14 protein-coding genes are annotated in these 14290 nt (G+C 61.0%); 6 read left to right on the top strand and 8 right to left on the bottom strand.

All coding sequences use genetic code 11. The features are described from left to right. The first annotated feature begins 3 nt into the window (after window positions 1-3). A complete protein-coding gene (locus QAO71_RS05860; RefSeq protein ID WP_051610985.1) occupies window positions 4-1386 on the top strand; it encodes a HAMP domain-containing sensor histidine kinase in 1383 nt (460 codons plus the stop codon). Here QAO71_RS05860 and QAO71_RS05855 read toward each other — a convergent pair. Beyond that, entirely contained in the window at window positions 1311-1874 is a 564-nt protein-coding gene (locus tag QAO71_RS05855; protein ID WP_036991113.1) for a nitroreductase, read from the bottom strand. The two genes, QAO71_RS05860 and QAO71_RS05855, sit on opposite strands and share 76 nt — an antisense overlap. Window positions 1875-1930: 56 nt before the next feature. On the opposite strand from QAO71_RS05855, the gene QAO71_RS05850 reads away from it, so the two are divergent. From QAO71_RS05850 to QAO71_RS05840, 3 genes are all read left to right on the top strand, one after another. Further along, entirely contained in the window at window positions 1931-2260 is a 330-nt protein-coding gene (locus QAO71_RS05850) for a DUF962 domain-containing protein (RefSeq protein ID WP_036990499.1), read from the top strand. An 89-nt stretch (window positions 2261-2349) separates the two neighbouring features. Then, window positions 2350-2916, top strand: coding sequence for an HD domain-containing protein (locus tag QAO71_RS05845; RefSeq protein ID WP_036990500.1), 567 nt, complete (start codon window positions 2350-2352; stop codon window positions 2914-2916). Window positions 2917-2984: 68 nt separating this feature from the next. Continuing rightward, window positions 2985-4364, top strand: coding sequence for an adenylate/guanylate cyclase domain-containing protein (locus tag QAO71_RS05840; protein ID WP_036991114.1), 1380 nt, complete (start codon window positions 2985-2987; stop codon window positions 4362-4364). Here the strand turns inward: QAO71_RS05840 and QAO71_RS05835 are convergent. Next, window positions 4357-5193: a UDP-2,3-diacylglucosamine diphosphatase gene (locus QAO71_RS05835; RefSeq protein ID WP_036990501.1), complete on the bottom strand. Its 837-nt coding sequence runs from the start codon at window positions 5191-5193 to the stop codon at window positions 4357-4359. The two genes, QAO71_RS05840 and QAO71_RS05835, sit on opposite strands and share 8 nt — an antisense overlap. Window positions 5194-5351: 158 nt before the next feature. On the opposite strand from QAO71_RS05835, the gene QAO71_RS05830 reads away from it, so the two are divergent. After that, a complete protein-coding gene (locus tag QAO71_RS05830; RefSeq protein WP_036990502.1) occupies window positions 5352-7547 on the top strand; it encodes a patatin-like phospholipase family protein in 2196 nt (731 codons plus the stop codon). 77 nt (window positions 7548-7624) lie between these two features. On the opposite strand, the gene recQ is transcribed toward QAO71_RS05830, so the two are convergent. Further along, window positions 7625-9754, bottom strand: a complete 2130-nt coding sequence (recQ, locus tag QAO71_RS05825; protein WP_280165482.1) for a DNA helicase RecQ — start codon at window positions 9752-9754, stop codon at window positions 7625-7627. 170 nt (window positions 9755-9924) lie between these two features. On the opposite strand from recQ, the gene QAO71_RS05820 reads away from it, so the two are divergent. Continuing rightward, a complete protein-coding gene (locus tag QAO71_RS05820; RefSeq protein WP_036990504.1) occupies window positions 9925-10515 on the top strand; it encodes a UPF0149 family protein in 591 nt (196 codons plus the stop codon). Window positions 10516-10568: 53 nt separating this feature from the next. On the opposite strand, the gene QAO71_RS05815 is transcribed toward QAO71_RS05820, so the two are convergent. From QAO71_RS05815 to QAO71_RS05795, 5 genes are all read right to left on the bottom strand, one after another. Beyond that, entirely contained in the window at window positions 10569-11513 is a 945-nt protein-coding gene (locus QAO71_RS05815; RefSeq protein ID WP_280165481.1) for a DMT family transporter, read from the bottom strand. Window positions 11514-11644: 131 nt separating this feature from the next. After that, window positions 11645-12280, bottom strand: coding sequence for a DsbA family protein (locus QAO71_RS05810; RefSeq protein WP_074780504.1), 636 nt, complete (start codon window positions 12278-12280; stop codon window positions 11645-11647). 12 nt (window positions 12281-12292) lie between these two features. Continuing rightward, window positions 12293-13234 (bottom strand): rhodanese-related sulfurtransferase, encoded by a 942-nt coding sequence (locus tag QAO71_RS05805; protein WP_036990506.1) that lies wholly within the window; start codon window positions 13232-13234, stop codon window positions 12293-12295. Between the two features lie 112 nt (window positions 13235-13346). Then, the gene (locus tag QAO71_RS05800) at window positions 13347-13661 is read right to left on the bottom strand and encodes a BolA family protein (RefSeq protein ID WP_036990507.1); all 315 of its coding nucleotides are present in this window, start codon (window positions 13659-13661) and stop codon (window positions 13347-13349) included. Window positions 13662-13772: 111 nt separating this feature from the next. Then, window positions 13773-14279: a DUF2059 domain-containing protein gene (locus tag QAO71_RS05795; RefSeq protein ID WP_063608004.1), complete on the bottom strand. Its 507-nt coding sequence runs from the start codon at window positions 14277-14279 to the stop codon at window positions 13773-13775. Window positions 14280-14290 lie beyond the last annotated feature (11 nt).

The following is a 14290-nucleotide window of genomic DNA, read 5'->3' as shown; positions in this document are numbered from 1 at the left end:
CGCATGCGGCTGTTCTGGAAGGTCTTCGCCGTTCTCTGGCTCGCCACGCTGCTGGTGGGCGGTTCGGGCTTTCTGATCAGCCGCGCCTTGCAACAGGACTGGCTCCTGCTGCAATTTCACCCCAAATTGCGGGACTTCAGCGAACAGCTGGTCACCCTGTATGAACAGGACCCCGCGTCTGCCCAATCCTGGCTCGAAGCTCAACGCCGGCAACATCGGCTGCGGGCGCAGCTGTTCGATGCCCAGGGGCAGCGCCTGATTGAAGGCACCCTGCCCACGCTACCCCGTTTCGATCTGCCAGTGCCCAGCGGCCCGGAACGTACCCGCCATGGCCGGCTGTTCCAGCTCGGCTGGGATTCCCCACAGGCGCACTATCAATTGCTGTTGCACGTGCCGGCACCAGAGCTATTCCGCTGGCAACATACCCCGTTCGCCATGTTCACCAATATCAGCATGGCCCTGCTGCTGCTGGCGCTCCTCAGCCTATTGCTCAGCCGCTATCTGACCGGACCGCTGCGCAAGCTCGGCGTCGCCGCCCAGGACCTGGCCCACGGGCGGTTCGATGATCAGACCCTGGGTAACATCGGTCGGCGTCGGGACGAGATCGGCGAGTTGTCCCGGCGCTTCCAGAGCATGGGCAACCGTGTGCAGAGCCTGCTCGACAGTCAGAATCAACTGATGCGGGATATCTCCCATGAGCTGCGCTCGCCGCTGGCTCGCCTGCGCATCGGTCTGGCTCTTGGTAGCAAACAGGGCCTGGTAGCGGGCGATCCGTTATGGACGCGCCTGGACCGCGAGTGCAGCCGGCTGGACAGCCTGATCGGCGACATTCTCACCCTGAGCCGGCTGGATGCGCAGAACGTACCGCTGGAGCGGGTCGATGTGGATGCGTTGGTGGCCAATGCCGTAGAGGATGCGCGCTTCGCCGCCGCCCATCAGCGCCTGGAAATTCAGGGTAGCACCGGCCGTGCGATCCAGGGCTGGCCCGAGCAACTGGCCAGCGCGCTGGATAACTTGCTGCGCAATGCCCTGCGCTTCTCGCCCAACGATGGGTTGATCAGCGTAGTGCTGTCAGCCAGCCCCGAGGGTTGCGACATCCGCGTGATTGACCAAGGGCCGGGCGTGCCGCAGGAATGGCTCGAGCGCCTCGGCGAACCCTTCGCCCGGGTCCCGGGCCAGCCGGCAGATAGTGGTCACGGGTTGGGCCTGGCCATTGCCCGCCGCGCAATCATCCGCCATGGCGGCACCCTGAGTTTCAGTCAGGCTGCATCGGGCGGGCTATGCGCACGCATTCACCTGCCCACCCGTCCTCAACTGTCCGGCCAGCGGCGAAAAAAGTCCCGTGAGTCCAACACCGGAACCGATCTCGGGGCTCCCGTCGACTGACCCAGATACAGGTAGGCAACAATTTTCTCGTGGGCCTGCAGCCCCAGACCTTCATGAATCAGCGGATCATAGGCGGGTTCACCGGTACGCCATACTGCCCCCAGACCCAGTGCGTGGGCCGCCAACAGCATATTGCCGACGGCGACGGCGCAGGACATCTCCTGCTCTATTTCCGGCACCTTGGGATGGGCTTTCGGACTGCTGATGGCAATCACCACCATCGGTGCGCGCTGCGGCAATGAAGGCGCCCGCAGCACCTCCGGCGCCTGCGGGTCGCCAACTCGGGCCAACGCAGCCTCGGCAAACAACTCACCCAGGCGCTCCAGCCCCTGCCCTTCCAGCACCAAAAACCGCCAAGGCCGCAGCCGGGCATGATCCGGCGCCCGCAACGCCGCCTGAAACAGCGCCTCCTGTTGCTCGGCGCTGGGCGCCGGGCCAGTCAGGCGCGGTTCGGAAACCCGGTTGTGCAATGCGGTCAGTGCGTCCATTATCATCAGCTCCAGATACATGATTGCCGGATCATAACAAAACCAGGGAGAACATCATGTCTGATAGCGACACCACCAACCGGACCAGGGAGTTCCACTCCTTCGCCGAATTTTATCCGTTCTATCTCAGTGAACACAGCAACGACACCAGTCGGCGCCTGCATTATGTGGGCAGCACGCTGGTGCTGTTGATCCTGCTGTGGGCTATTGTCAGTGGCAATGTCTGGTGGTTGCTGGCCTTGCCGGTGGCCGGCTACGGCTTCGCCTGGGTGGGACACTTCTTCTTCGAAAAGAACCGCCCCGCCACGTTCAAATACCCGCTCTACAGTTTCATGGGTGACTGGGTGATGCTCAAGGACATGCTTACCGGACGTATCCGCTTCTGACCCCAGCGACAAATTGTCGAACGGCCGACAGTTGTCACGTCGGCCACCCTGTAGCATCGGCATACAACGACAAGAACCGGAGATATGCCATGAGCGAGCAACGCGCCACCTTCCGCGCCATGCAGGAAGGCACCGCCGAAGACTGGAGCCTTATCGCCAGTCACTTCCGTCCCTTTGCCCAACAGCTGCCTGATCGCATCCTCACTCACCTGAAGCTACTTGATGGCGACTTCGGCGGCTTCCCCATCGATCGACTGCAACATTCCTTGCAGACCGCCACGCGCGCCCACCGCGACGGGCGGGATGAAGAATATGTCATCTGCGCTCTGTTGCATGACATTGGCGACACCCTCGGCAGTTACAACCACCCTGACATCGCTGCCGCCATGCTCAAGCCTTTCGTTTCGGCGGAAAATCTATGGATGGTGGAAAAGCACGGTGTCTTCCAGGGCTACTACTTCTTCCATCATCTGGGCATGGATCGCCATCTGCGCGAACAGTTCAAGGATCACCCCCTATACCAGCGCACCGCCGAGTTCTGCGCACTATATGACGCACCGGCCTTCGACCCGGATTATCCGACAGAGCCACTGAGCTTTTTCGAGCCCATGTTGCGCCGCGTATTTGCCCGCCCGCGCCAGTCCATGTACGCCTGAGCTTTCCACCGCCTGCCTTGCATACTATGATCGGTCTGGCACACCATCAGGCCAGGGAAAGACTGATCATGACATTGCAAACCCGCATACAACCGGTACGCCCTCCACTCGAGGGCTACTACTCCCGGGTCATGGCCTATTTCTGCGTCGCTATCATCTTCACCGCCATAGCCTACGAGCAGGGGCTGACCACCCTGACCGGCGGGGTCATCATCTACTCGCTGCTGTATCCCCATGCCATCCGCCTGTTGACCGAGTTTCGCCGCCAGTCCGGCGCGCGCAACCTGCGCCTGGCCTTGCTGGCTCTGGATGCGCTGCACACCGGCGTGTTCATCACCCTATGCCAGTTCAGCCTGATTCCGAGCCTGGTTTTTCTACTGCTGATCAGCTTCGCCAGCATCATTATCGGCGGGCCGCTGTATTTGTTCGCCGCCAGCCTGCTGACCCTGGCGGGTTGCATGCTGTCGGCCGCCATTCTCACCCCCGAGCCACAACTGGTGAGCAGCCAGTTGCTGGCCTTCTGCAGTCTGGCCAGCGGTGGCACCTTCACGGTAACCATCGCCGCCTTCGTCTACCGCCAGGGGCGGCGTCTGGAGCAGGCACAGCAACTCATTAGCGCCGAGCAGGCAAAAACCGCTGAGCTGGCCAGCAACCTGGCCAAGTACCTCTCGCCTCAGGTCTGGGAATCGATCTTTTCCGGCAATCAGCGGGTCACTCTGGAAACCCATCGCAAGAAGCTGACCGTATTCTTCTCCGATATTCGCGGCTTCACCGAGCTGGCCGAAGAAATGGAAGCCGAGGCGCTGACCGATCTGCTCAATAACTATCTCAACGAAATGGCCCGCATCGCCCTGCAATATGGCGGCACCATCGACAAGTTCATCGGCGACAGCGTCATGGTGTTCTTTGGCGACCCGGTCAGCCGCGGCGCCAAGCAGGACGCCGAAGCTGCCGTGTCCATGGCCATCGCCATGCGCAAGCATATGAAAGTACTGCGTCAGCAATGGCGCAGCCAGGGCATCACCCGGCCACTGGAAATCCGCATGGGGTTGAGTACGGGCTATTGTACGGTGGGCAATTTCGGTGCAGATATGCGCATGGACTACACCATCATTGGCCGTGAAGTGAATCTCGCCAGCCGCCTGGAAAATGCCGCCGAGGCCGGCGAGATCCTCATTCCCCATGAGACCTGGTCGCTGATCAAGGATCTGATCATGTGCCGCGACAAGGGCCGGATCGAGGTCAAGGGTTTCAGCCGGCCGGTGCAGATCTATCAGGTGGTGGGGCTGCGCCGGGATCTGGGCGCAGCGCCCACTTTCGTCGAGCACGAGTTGCCTGGCTTTTCCATGTATCTGGATACCAATGGCATTCGCAACTATGACAAGGACGACATCGTCAAGGCGCTGGAATTGGCAGCGCGTAAACTGCGGGACAAGGTAATCATTTGATCAGCGTAACGGGCAGTGGCAACACCTCTTCTGTCGCCTCGACCTCGACTTCGCCCAAAGCTTCGCTCTCGGCCCAGTTATACTGCGCTATGCTGCCATCCCACTGCTCGATCAACGCGGTGCAGGATTCTACCCAGTCACCGCAATTGTGGTAGCTGATACCATTGACCTCGCGGATCTCCGCATGGTGGATATGCCCGCACACCACACCCTGCAGATCGCGCTTGCGACATTCATGGGCCAACGCCTCTTCGAATTCGCTGATGAAATTCACCGCCTTCTTCACGCGGTGCTTGAGGTAGCCGGACAATGACCAGTAACCATAGCCGTAGCGGCTGCGCCAGTAGTTGAGCCAGCGATTCAGGCGCAGACTGAATTCGTAGGCGTAGTCTCCGAGGAAGGCCAGCCAACGGTGACAGCGGGTAATGACATCGAACTGGTCACCATGAATGACCAGCAGTTTTCGGCCATCAGCGGTAACGTGCTCAGCCTCGTCCACCAACCGGATGTTGCCGATATTGAGGGTCGCATAACGGCGCAGGAATTCATCATGATTGCCAGTGACATAGGTCACCCGGGTGCCGCGCTTGCTCATGGTCAGGATGCGGCGAATGACATTAGTGTGTGATTGCGGCCAATACATGCTCTTGCGCAGCCGCCAGCCATCAATGATATCGCCGACCAGATATAGCTGGTCGCATTCGTACTCCTTGAGAAACCCTGCCAGCTTCTCGGCCTGACAGTCGCGTGTGCCCAGATGCACATCGGAAATCCAGATGGTGCGCACCCGCTGTTTGCCAACCGCCGAGAAATCTTCCACATGAGTCATCTGTCATCCCCCTTCCATCTCTGCGGTCAAACTAGTGTCACTGGGTGACCGGATGATGACGCTCACATGACCAAAAGATGACAGCCACGCAAAACAACCACAGTGTCGTATACAATGTGCCGTCGATTCGGTCACCTCGCTCAAAATCAGGCTTCACCATGTTCAGACCCGTTATCCTGCTACTGTTGGTGCTGCTCCCGGCCCTGGCCGTGGCCCAGAACAACCCACCCTCCACCGAAATACGCACCGGCCTGGTGCTTTCCGGCGGCGGCGCCCGCGGTCTGGCACATATCGGCGTGCTCAAGCAGATCGAGGAACAGAACATTCCAATCCACGCCATTGCCGGCACCAGCATGGGCGCGGTGATCGGTGGTCTGTATGCGGCGGGCTACAGCGCCGATGAACTGGAGCAGATTGCACTGGAGATGGATTGGCCGGCGGCGCTCAGCGATTCGCCGTTGCGTGAGGATATTCCCTACCGCCGCAAGCAGGATGATCGTGATTTTCTGGTCAAGCAGCGCCTGACCTTCAAGGGTGGCAAGCTCAGCTTCCCGCTCGGCCTCCTGCAGGGCCAGAACCTGGGCCTGGTCCTGGAAAGCCTGCTGGTGCATACCAACGATATCGATGATTTTGACCGCCTGCCGATCCCCTTCCGCGCCGTGGCCACCGATATCGCCACCGGCGATGCCGTGGTGTTCAAGAGTGGTCATTTGCCCCAGGCCATCCGCGCCAGCATCGGCCTGCCCGGATTCTTCGCGCCGGTAATGGTCGATGGCCGCATGCTGGTAGACGGCGTGTTGTCGAAGAACCTGCCGGTGGATGTTGCCCGGGAAATGGGTGTGGATCGGGTCATCGTGGTGGATATCGCCACCCCGCTGAAACCGGCCGAGGACATGCACACCATCCTCGACATCATGGACCAGACCACCACCCTGCTGACTCGCAACAACACCCAGGAGCAACTGGCCACGCTGACCGAACAGGACCTGCTGCTGCAACCTGAACTGGGCAGCATCGCCTTCAGCAGTTTCGCCGAAGCCGATGAAGCCATCGACGCCGGCGCCCAGAGCCTGTTGCAATCACCGCACCTGCAGGCGTTCGCTCATCCGGCCAACGTGCAACAGCCTGGCGGCAACCTTGCCAGCAACCGTCCCCATCGCCAGCCGATCATCCATGAAATCCGGGTGGTCAACAGCGGCAAGGTCGCCGATGAAGTAGTGCGCAGCATGGTCCGTCAGCAGCTCGGCGAACCGCTGAATACCGATCACCTGGCCAAGGACATGGGCACCATTTACGGCACCGATTATTTCAGCCAGGTCAACTACGAGATTCTCCACGAGGGCGATCGCAACACCCTGCTGATCCGCACCAGCGGCCGGGAGACCGGTACGGATTATCTGCGCCTGGGGCTGAACCTGGTGGATGATTTCGAGGGCGGCAGCCAGTTCACCATGGGAGCCAGCTTCCGTGTCAATGGCGTCAACCCGCTGGGCGCTGAATGGCTGACGCGCCTGCAACTGGGCGAGCATCAGCAGTTGTACAGCGAGTTCTACCAGCCACTGGATTACGGTTCACGCTATTTCATCGCGCCCTTCATCGATGCCGAAGCACGCAACGTCGAAGTGATTCTGGACAACGATCCCGTCGCCGACTATCGCCAGCAGCGCTACGGCGCCGGCATCAATTTCGGCCGCCAGATCGCCAACAATGGTGAAGTCCGCTTCGGACTGTCGCGCTATTGGGGCGAATCCGAAATCCGCGTGGGTGACCCCGAGCAACCCACCCTTGAGTTCGATGAAGCCTTCTACTCACTGCAGGTCGATCGCGACACCCTGGATAACGTCAACTTCCCCCGCTCCGGAGACGCCGCACGCATACTCTGGCGCCAATCGGAACCCGATCTGGGGGCGGACGAGCGTTACCAGCAATTGGAAGTGCGGGCCAACAAGGCCTTCGCCTCGGGGCCCCACAGCTTTCAAATCGGCGCATCCCTTGGCCGCACCGACAGCGATGTCGATGTGGCCCAGAGCAGCTTCCTGCTCGGTGGCATTGGCAAGTTCTCGGGCTTTCGTCAGAACGGCCTGGCCGGACAGAACTACAACCTGGCGCGGGTGGTCTACTATCGCCAGCTGAACCCCGGCAGCACGCCGTTGACCATGCCCTTCTACCTGGGCGGCAGCCTGGAGTACGGCCGGGTCTACAACAAGGGCGAAGAGGCCCTGGATACCGGCTACATGGGCGCCGGCAGCCTACTACTGGGCATGGACACCTTCCTCGGTCCGCTGTTCTTCGGCATCGGTGCCAACCAGGAGGGCGAGCGGGCGTTATATATGAACCTGGGGCAGACATTCTAGGACGCCCCGACATTCAGTACAGCTTGCTGCGCCCAGGCCGGGATGGACCCCGGCCGATTGTCATCTCGACAACGCTCTCAGCCGCTGATTTCCAGTACCAGCGCGGCGCGGATACAGTGCAGCACGCCCTCCTCCACCGGCTCGTCCAGTTCCTGCGCAACGGCGCGTACGCCGGGCAGGTCTTCTTCCGCTTCATTGAGAAACAGATCCTGGATTCGCTCCAGCTGACCCGGTGGCAGGTCGATGGCCTGGTGCAGGTCCAGTTGACCGATGCTGATGGCCTGGGCCAGCTTTTGGTAGACCTGCCGGATCGGCAACCCGGTCTGCCGGGCAATCTGCTGCGCTTCCATGCCGGCCTGGGCCAGTGCCTGCACCTCATGGGCCTGATGTGCGGGCGCAGCGGTCTCCGCGCCACCCTCTTCCAGCAGCACCTGCAGGAAGTCCGCACCGTAACGCTCCAGCTTGTGCGCGCCAATACCACTGACCAGCGCCATGTCCTGCAATGTGGTCGGGCGCTGACGCAGCATATCGACCAGGGTCGAGTCGGCGAATACTACATAGGGCGGCACGCCATGGGCCTCGGCCAGGCGTTTGCGTAGCGCCCGCAGGTTTTCCCACAACGCCTTGTCGGCCTCGGCGATCACTGGCTTGTCGCTGGAGCGGCTGGGCACGCTGGCTGTACGGGATACATCCTTGCGCAGGGCCAAGGACTCCTCGCCGCGCAGCAGCGGGCGACAAGTGTCGGACAGCCGCAGACTGCCGAACCCATCCAGGTCGATTTCCGCCAGCCCGCGGGCGATCAGTTGGCGAAACACCGAGCGCCAGTCCTGCTCGCTCCACTGCTTGCCGATACCGTAGGTCGACAGGTGTTGATGCCCGGCGGTACGAATCTTCTCGTTGTCCCGGCCCAGCAGGATATCCACCAGATGGCCGACGCCGTAACGCTGGCCGCTGCGATAGACGGTGGACAGCGCCATCCGCGCCGCCTCGCTGCCGTCCCAGGTAGCAGCCGGCTCCCGGCAATTATCGCAGTTGCCGCAGGGCTCCTCGAGAACATCGCCAAAATAGCCAAGCAGGGACTGACGGCGGCAGGTGGTGATTTCGCACAGCGCCAACATGGCGTCGAGCTTGTGCCGCTCGATGCGCTTGTGCCGCTCATCACCGTCGGAGTTGGCCATGAACTGGTTGAGCATCAGCACATCCTGCAGGCCGTAGGCCATCCAGGCATCGGCGGGCAATCCATCACGACCGGCGCGACCGGTTTCCTGATAATAGGCTTCGATGCTCTTGGGCAGGTCCAGGTGGGCGACGAAGCGCACGTTGGACTTGTCGATGCCCATGCCGAAGGCAATGGTCGCCACCATGATCAAGCCTTCCTCGTTGAGGAAGCGCTTCTGGTGATAGGCGCGCAACTCCGGTGGCAGCCCCGCGTGATAAGGCAGCGCCGGCCAACCCTGGTCGCTGAGCCACTGCGCCGTGTCCTCGACCTTCTTGCGCGACAGGCAATAGACGATACCGGCATTGCCGCGCTGGTCCTTGAGAAAGCCCAGCAACTGCTGACGGGGCCGATCCTTGGGCACGATGCGGTAGAAGATGTTCGGCCGGTCGAAGCCGGACACGAAGCGCTTGGCATCCTCCAGCCGCAGGCGCTGGGCGATCTCCTCGCGGGTGCGTTCATCGGCGGTGGCGGTCAGCGCCATGCGCGGCACGCCCGGGAACAGCTCGGCCAACTGCCCCATCTGCAGGTATTCGGGGCGGAAGTCGTGACCCCATTGCGATACGCAGTGGGCTTCGTCGATGGCGAACAGGGCAATATCCAGGCTTTGCAGGAACTGCAGGGTGCGCGGCTTGAGCAGGCGCTCGGGCGCCAGATAGAGAAAATCCATCTCACCCCGGCGCAGCCGCTCGGCGATATCCCGGCGCTCAATCTCATCCAGCGTGGAGTTCAGTGCCGCCGCACGCAGCCCCAGCTCATTGAGGGTGGCGACCTGGTCATCCATCAGCGCGATCAACGGCGACACCACCACGGTGAGGCCCTCACGCAGCAGACCGGGAATCTGATAGCAGAGTGATTTGCCGCCACCGGTCGGCATCAGGACCAGGGCGTCGCCGCCGGTGGCGACCTGATCGATGATGTCCGCCTGATGCCCGCGAAACTCTCCGTAGCCGAAAATATCCCGCAGCCGCTGTAAGGCTTGCTCGCGCATGATTCTCCTTGCATGATTGCAGTCGGGCGGCCGATGTCGGCCGGCAGAAAGGGCCGATTATATCAGCCCGGTTGAGATTCGCTGTGATGAGGTGCTGGTATTGCCAATGCTTTGGCAATAATCCGGCCACGTGCGTACAATGCTGACCATTATCCATGATGAGGTGTGCCATGTCCTTCGCCGACCAACTCGAGCGCCTGCAGCAGTTTCTGGATGCTGACGATCTGCACGATGAAGCTCTCGATTATCTTGCCGGGCATGGTTACCTGACCGCCCTGTCCATCAGCCCCGTGGACGTTCCTGAACAGGAATGGATGTTCGAACTGTTCGCCGAAGAGCCGCAGTACACCGACGAAGCCCAGAAGGCCGACATCGAGAACACCCTGCGCGAACTCAAGTCCCTGATCGAACGCATTCTGGCCAGCGACGAAGAGCTGGAACCGCCGTGCGAATTGACTCTCGGTGACGAGCCGGACCTGTCCGATCTGCGCAGCTGGTGTGTGGGCTTCCTGGAAGGCGTGTTCATCCGTGAGGAAGACTGGTTCGCCCAGGACGAGGAAACCGTCAGCGAGCTGCTGCTGCCGATCATGGTCGGTTCCGGCCTGTTCGAAGACCAGCCCGAGTTCGCCGAGATAGCCCGGGACGAAGAGATGGTTCAGGACATGCTCGACCATATCCCCGACGTGCTGACCCAGCTCTACCTGCTGTTCCAGGCACCGGAAGAGAAAGCCCGCCCGGCACTGCTCGATCCCCGTCACTGAGCGTTCTGCTCGGACGTCTGAATCCCCCGCCCTGGCGGGGGACTCACACCACCTCACTGCTTGTATCCAGCGTCCTGTGTGATGCCCTCGTCATCTGTAGCGGGCGCGGTGTGATAGCGCGTGTCAGCCAGCTCATGATGGCTGGGGCGTGGACGGATACGCCGCTGCTGCAGGCCAATCAGCAACAATGGCACCACTATCATCGCGCTGCCAACCACGAACCACAGGTCCGGTACTTCGGCAAAAAACACCCAGCCAATGATCACCGCCCAGACCAGCGCAGTGTATTCCGCACTGGTGATCTGGTTGGCATCCACGTGTTTGTAGGCAAGCAATACACATACGTTGTAGCCAAGGATGAACAGTGCCGAGCCGAACGCGCTGATCAGCACCTCGCGGCTCCAGGCTGCACCTTCCCACCACGCCAAAGCCAGACACAGCGGCGTGATCATCAGGTAGTTGAGAAACAGCTTCTGTACCGTGGACTGATCGCGCGGCAGCCGGCGCACCAACACCGCGTTGATGGCCAGCGCAGCTGCGGTACCCAGGGCAGCCAGGGCCGCCCAACCGATCTCGACGGGCCGCAATATCACCAGGATCCCAGCGAACCCACTGATAACGGCGACCAGACTGAGCGTCGATAACCTTTCGCCAAAGAACATGACTGAAAGGATCATCACCATGATCGGCGCCACCATGAATACCGCATTGGCGGTAGCCAGTGGCAGAGCAATCAAGGCGTAGACCATGCAGATCATCCCGACCAGATGAACATGCCCGCGGATAAAATGCAGGACCCCACCTTCAAAGAAATGGCCGGTATCCAGGTGTTTCCAGAATGGCGCCAGCAACAGCAAGGTGATCACGCAGCGCAGGAAGGCGTACTGGAACACCGGGACGCCTTCCTCGAGAAACTTGACGAAGACATCCGAGATCACAGCAATGGCGTTGCCGACAACCAGCAATAGAATGGCGCTGCTGACTGTTTTTCCTGACATGACCGCCTCTGGCTAGCATTCAAAAGAAAGGATGTTCACCGCATCAGCGCAGCGCCGGCTCGATGCCCGCAAGCGGGCGTGCAGCTCACACGGCCAGTTGGACGCCCAGCGCGCTTCGCCCGTCCGCAAGCTCAGTCCGGGAGCCTGTCGCCCGCCTCGACCCAACGCCGCAACAAGGGCAGCAACGAGGCTGCCGGCTGATAACCATTACCCAACAACGCCAACTGCCCGTTGCGTTCGGCCAACAGGGTCGGGAAGCCGCTGATACCCAGATCGCCCACCCAGGCAAAATCCGCAGCCAGCATCACCCGTGTCTCCGGGGCATCAAAGGCCTCGATGAAGTCGTTGCGGCTGTATCCGGCCCCTTCGGCCAGATCGGTCAGCACGCCAGCCTGAGTGACATCAATAGCCTGGGTATAGAAGGCACTCTGGATGGCTTTGACCAGCGCCCACAGTTTTCCGGCATCGAGTTCCCGCCCCACCACCAGCGCCCGGCAGGCGGGCTCGGTGTTATAGACAAAGGCCGCGGGCAGGTCATCAGGCGTCAGCACCGGCTGGCCGGTCGCCGCGTGCACGGCCTGCCAGTGTTCCGCCAGCGCCAGGCGCGTCGAGTCCTGCATGGGATCGGTCACGCCAGGGCGCAGCCCGCCGGGTACCAGATGCAGATCCAGCTGGGGAAACGCTGCCTGGATAGCATCGATCACCGGAGCGAAGCCCCAGCACCAGGAACACATGGGGTCCATCACATAGATCAGGCGCTGGGACATGCAGTACTCCGATTACTTTGCGTTAGGGCTGGCCAGTTCCGGCTGCAGGCCGATGGGATGCGGCTGTTGGCGCAGCTTGGCCAACTTGACCTGGCGCTGTCGTTCCTCGGCACGCCGCCGGGTTTTCTCCGGCAGACTGTCATAACAATGCGGACAGCTGATACCTTCCTCGTACTGCACCGAGGCCATGTCTTCAGCCGATACCGGATGGCGGCAGGCGTGGCATTGGTCGAACGAACCCGGCGCCAGATCGTGGCGTACCGTGACGCGGTTATCGAACACGAAACACTCGCCGTCCCACTTGCTCTGCTCCGCCGGCACCTCTTCGAAATACTTCAGGATGCCACCCTTGAGATGATAGACCTCATCGAAGCCTTCCTTGAGCATAAAGCTCGAGGCCTTCTCGCAGCGAATGCCGCCGGTGCAGAACATGGCGACTTTCTTGTGTTTCTGCGGATCGAACTGCTGACGAACGTAATCAGGAAACTCGCGGAAGGATTTGGTCTGCGGATCGATGGCACCTTCGAAGGTACCGATCGACACTTCGTAATCGTTGCGGGTGTCGATCAACAGCACTTCCGGGTCGCTGATCAGATCATTCCAGTCCTTCGGCTCGACATAGGCCCCCACTTTTTCATTGGGACTGATGCCGGGAATGCCAATGGTGACGATTTCCTTCTTCAGCTTGACCTTGGTGCGGTAGAAAGGCATTTCCTCGCAGAGGGATTCCTTCCAGTCCAGATCACTCAGGCGCGGGTCCCGGCGCAGCCATTCAAGCAGCGCTGCGGTGCCTGCGCGGCTCCCGGCCACGGTACCGTTGATGCCTTCCAGCGCCAGCAACAGGGTGCCCTTGACGCCGTTGGCGATCATGGTATCCAGCAGCGGCTGGCGCAGGTCTTCGAAGTCTTCCAGGGTGACGAACTTGTACAGCGCCACCACGACGATATTGGACATGCCATTCCTCTTTTCGGTAATCGCCCGCGTAAAGGGCGTACTTTGGGGGCGGCAAGTTTAACAAAGTTGAGAGCCAGCCGGCATGCGGATTATCGGCCGGGGCGCATCCGCTTCAGTGGTCCGCCTTGCTGCCGCCCATGCAGTTGGGCGAATCCGGTGCCAGGCCACTGGCCTGCCACTCGGCGGGCGAATAGGTATGCAATGCCAGCGCGTGGATCTGCTGCATCAGGTCGCCCAGTGTGCGATAGACCGCCTGATGCCGCTTCACGGCATTCAGACCTTCGAACTCGTCGCTGACGATCACCAGCTTGAAATGCGACTCCGAGCCCGGCGGTACGGCGTGCATGTGGCTCTCATTGAGCAGTTCGAGATGGCTGGGCGCCAGGCTTTGCAGAGCCTGTTCCAGTGCTGCCTGGGTGGTGCTCATGGCTTGTCTCCTTGATTGATCAATGCATTGTATCCGGCTCATCTGTCCCGGTCAGCCGCACCGGCTTTGGTTAATGGCAGACCAATAGCGCATTCACACCGCGCAGCAGCGCTACCGCAACCCCGCCTGCCGCCCCTCGACCTCGGCTTCCATCGCCTGCACCAACTGCTCCAATTGTGGCGAAATGTGTTGCTCGAGGCGTTCGCGGGTGATGGCCATGGAATCACGGGTCAGTTCAGGCAGATGCTCCATCAGCTTGCTGCCCGCCGGAGAGCGGTAGAACGCAGCCAGTTGCTCGAACTCCTCTTCGCTGAAGACCGGCAGATACAGATCAATCAGGTCATCACGGATGGCATCCCAGCTCAACTGGGCGTTCAGAATGTCCCGGGCCTGCCGCTGGTAATCACGCAGCACCGATTCATACTGCATCGAGCCACCCATCTGGGTAAAACGGGCCGTCAGCAACTGTTCGACCTGGGTATAGACCGGCGCCGTCATATCCTCGGCATTGGCCAGCTTGAGAAAGCGCTCGGCACTGCTCCGGTGTGACGCCTCGTCAGCCTGGGCCAACTGCCCCAGGAAAAGACAACAGACCATCAGGCTAGGTAGTAAACGCATGGATGGCAGCT

Origin of the sequence: Halopseudomonas sp. SMJS2 (assembly GCF_029866945.1) — a bacterium.
In the GTDB taxonomy this organism is placed as follows: domain Bacteria; phylum Pseudomonadota; class Gammaproteobacteria; order Pseudomonadales; family Pseudomonadaceae; genus Halopseudomonas; species Halopseudomonas bauzanensis.
The sequence above is the reverse complement of the archived record's forward strand: the minus strand, read 5'-3'. Positions and strand labels throughout refer to the sequence as shown.

Excerpts from the sequence above, each read along its gene's own strand:
- QAO71_RS05860 (WP_051610985.1), top strand. The coding sequence starts at position 4 with ATGCGGCTGTTCTGGAAGGTCTTCGCCGTTCTCTGGCTCGCCACGCTG.
- QAO71_RS05855 (WP_036991113.1), bottom strand. The coding sequence starts at position 1,874 with ATGGACGCACTGACCGCATTGCACAACCGGGTTTCCGAACCGCGCCTG.
- QAO71_RS05850 (WP_036990499.1), top strand. The coding sequence starts at position 1,931 with ATGTCTGATAGCGACACCACCAACCGGACCAGGGAGTTCCACTCCTTC.
- QAO71_RS05845 (WP_036990500.1), top strand. The coding sequence starts at position 2,350 with ATGAGCGAGCAACGCGCCACCTTCCGCGCCATGCAGGAAGGCACCGCC.
- QAO71_RS05840 (WP_036991114.1), top strand. The coding sequence starts at position 2,985 with ATGACATTGCAAACCCGCATACAACCGGTACGCCCTCCACTCGAGGGC.
- QAO71_RS05835 (WP_036990501.1), bottom strand. The coding sequence starts at position 5,193 with ATGACTCATGTGGAAGATTTCTCGGCGGTTGGCAAACAGCGGGTGCGC.
- QAO71_RS05830 (WP_036990502.1), top strand. The coding sequence starts at position 5,352 with ATGTTCAGACCCGTTATCCTGCTACTGTTGGTGCTGCTCCCGGCCCTG.
- recQ (WP_280165482.1), bottom strand. The coding sequence starts at position 9,754 with ATGCGCGAGCAAGCCTTACAGCGGCTGCGGGATATTTTCGGCTACGGA.
- QAO71_RS05820 (WP_036990504.1), top strand. The coding sequence starts at position 9,925 with ATGTCCTTCGCCGACCAACTCGAGCGCCTGCAGCAGTTTCTGGATGCT.
- QAO71_RS05815 (WP_280165481.1), bottom strand. The coding sequence starts at position 11,513 with ATGTCAGGAAAAACAGTCAGCAGCGCCATTCTATTGCTGGTTGTCGGC.
- QAO71_RS05810 (WP_074780504.1), bottom strand. The coding sequence starts at position 12,280 with ATGTCCCAGCGCCTGATCTATGTGATGGACCCCATGTGTTCCTGGTGC.
- QAO71_RS05805 (WP_036990506.1), bottom strand. The coding sequence starts at position 13,234 with ATGTCCAATATCGTCGTGGTGGCGCTGTACAAGTTCGTCACCCTGGAA.
- QAO71_RS05800 (WP_036990507.1), bottom strand. The coding sequence starts at position 13,661 with ATGAGCACCACCCAGGCAGCACTGGAACAGGCTCTGCAAAGCCTGGCG.
- QAO71_RS05795 (WP_063608004.1), bottom strand. The coding sequence starts at position 14,279 with ATGCGTTTACTACCTAGCCTGATGGTCTGTTGTCTTTTCCTGGGGCAG.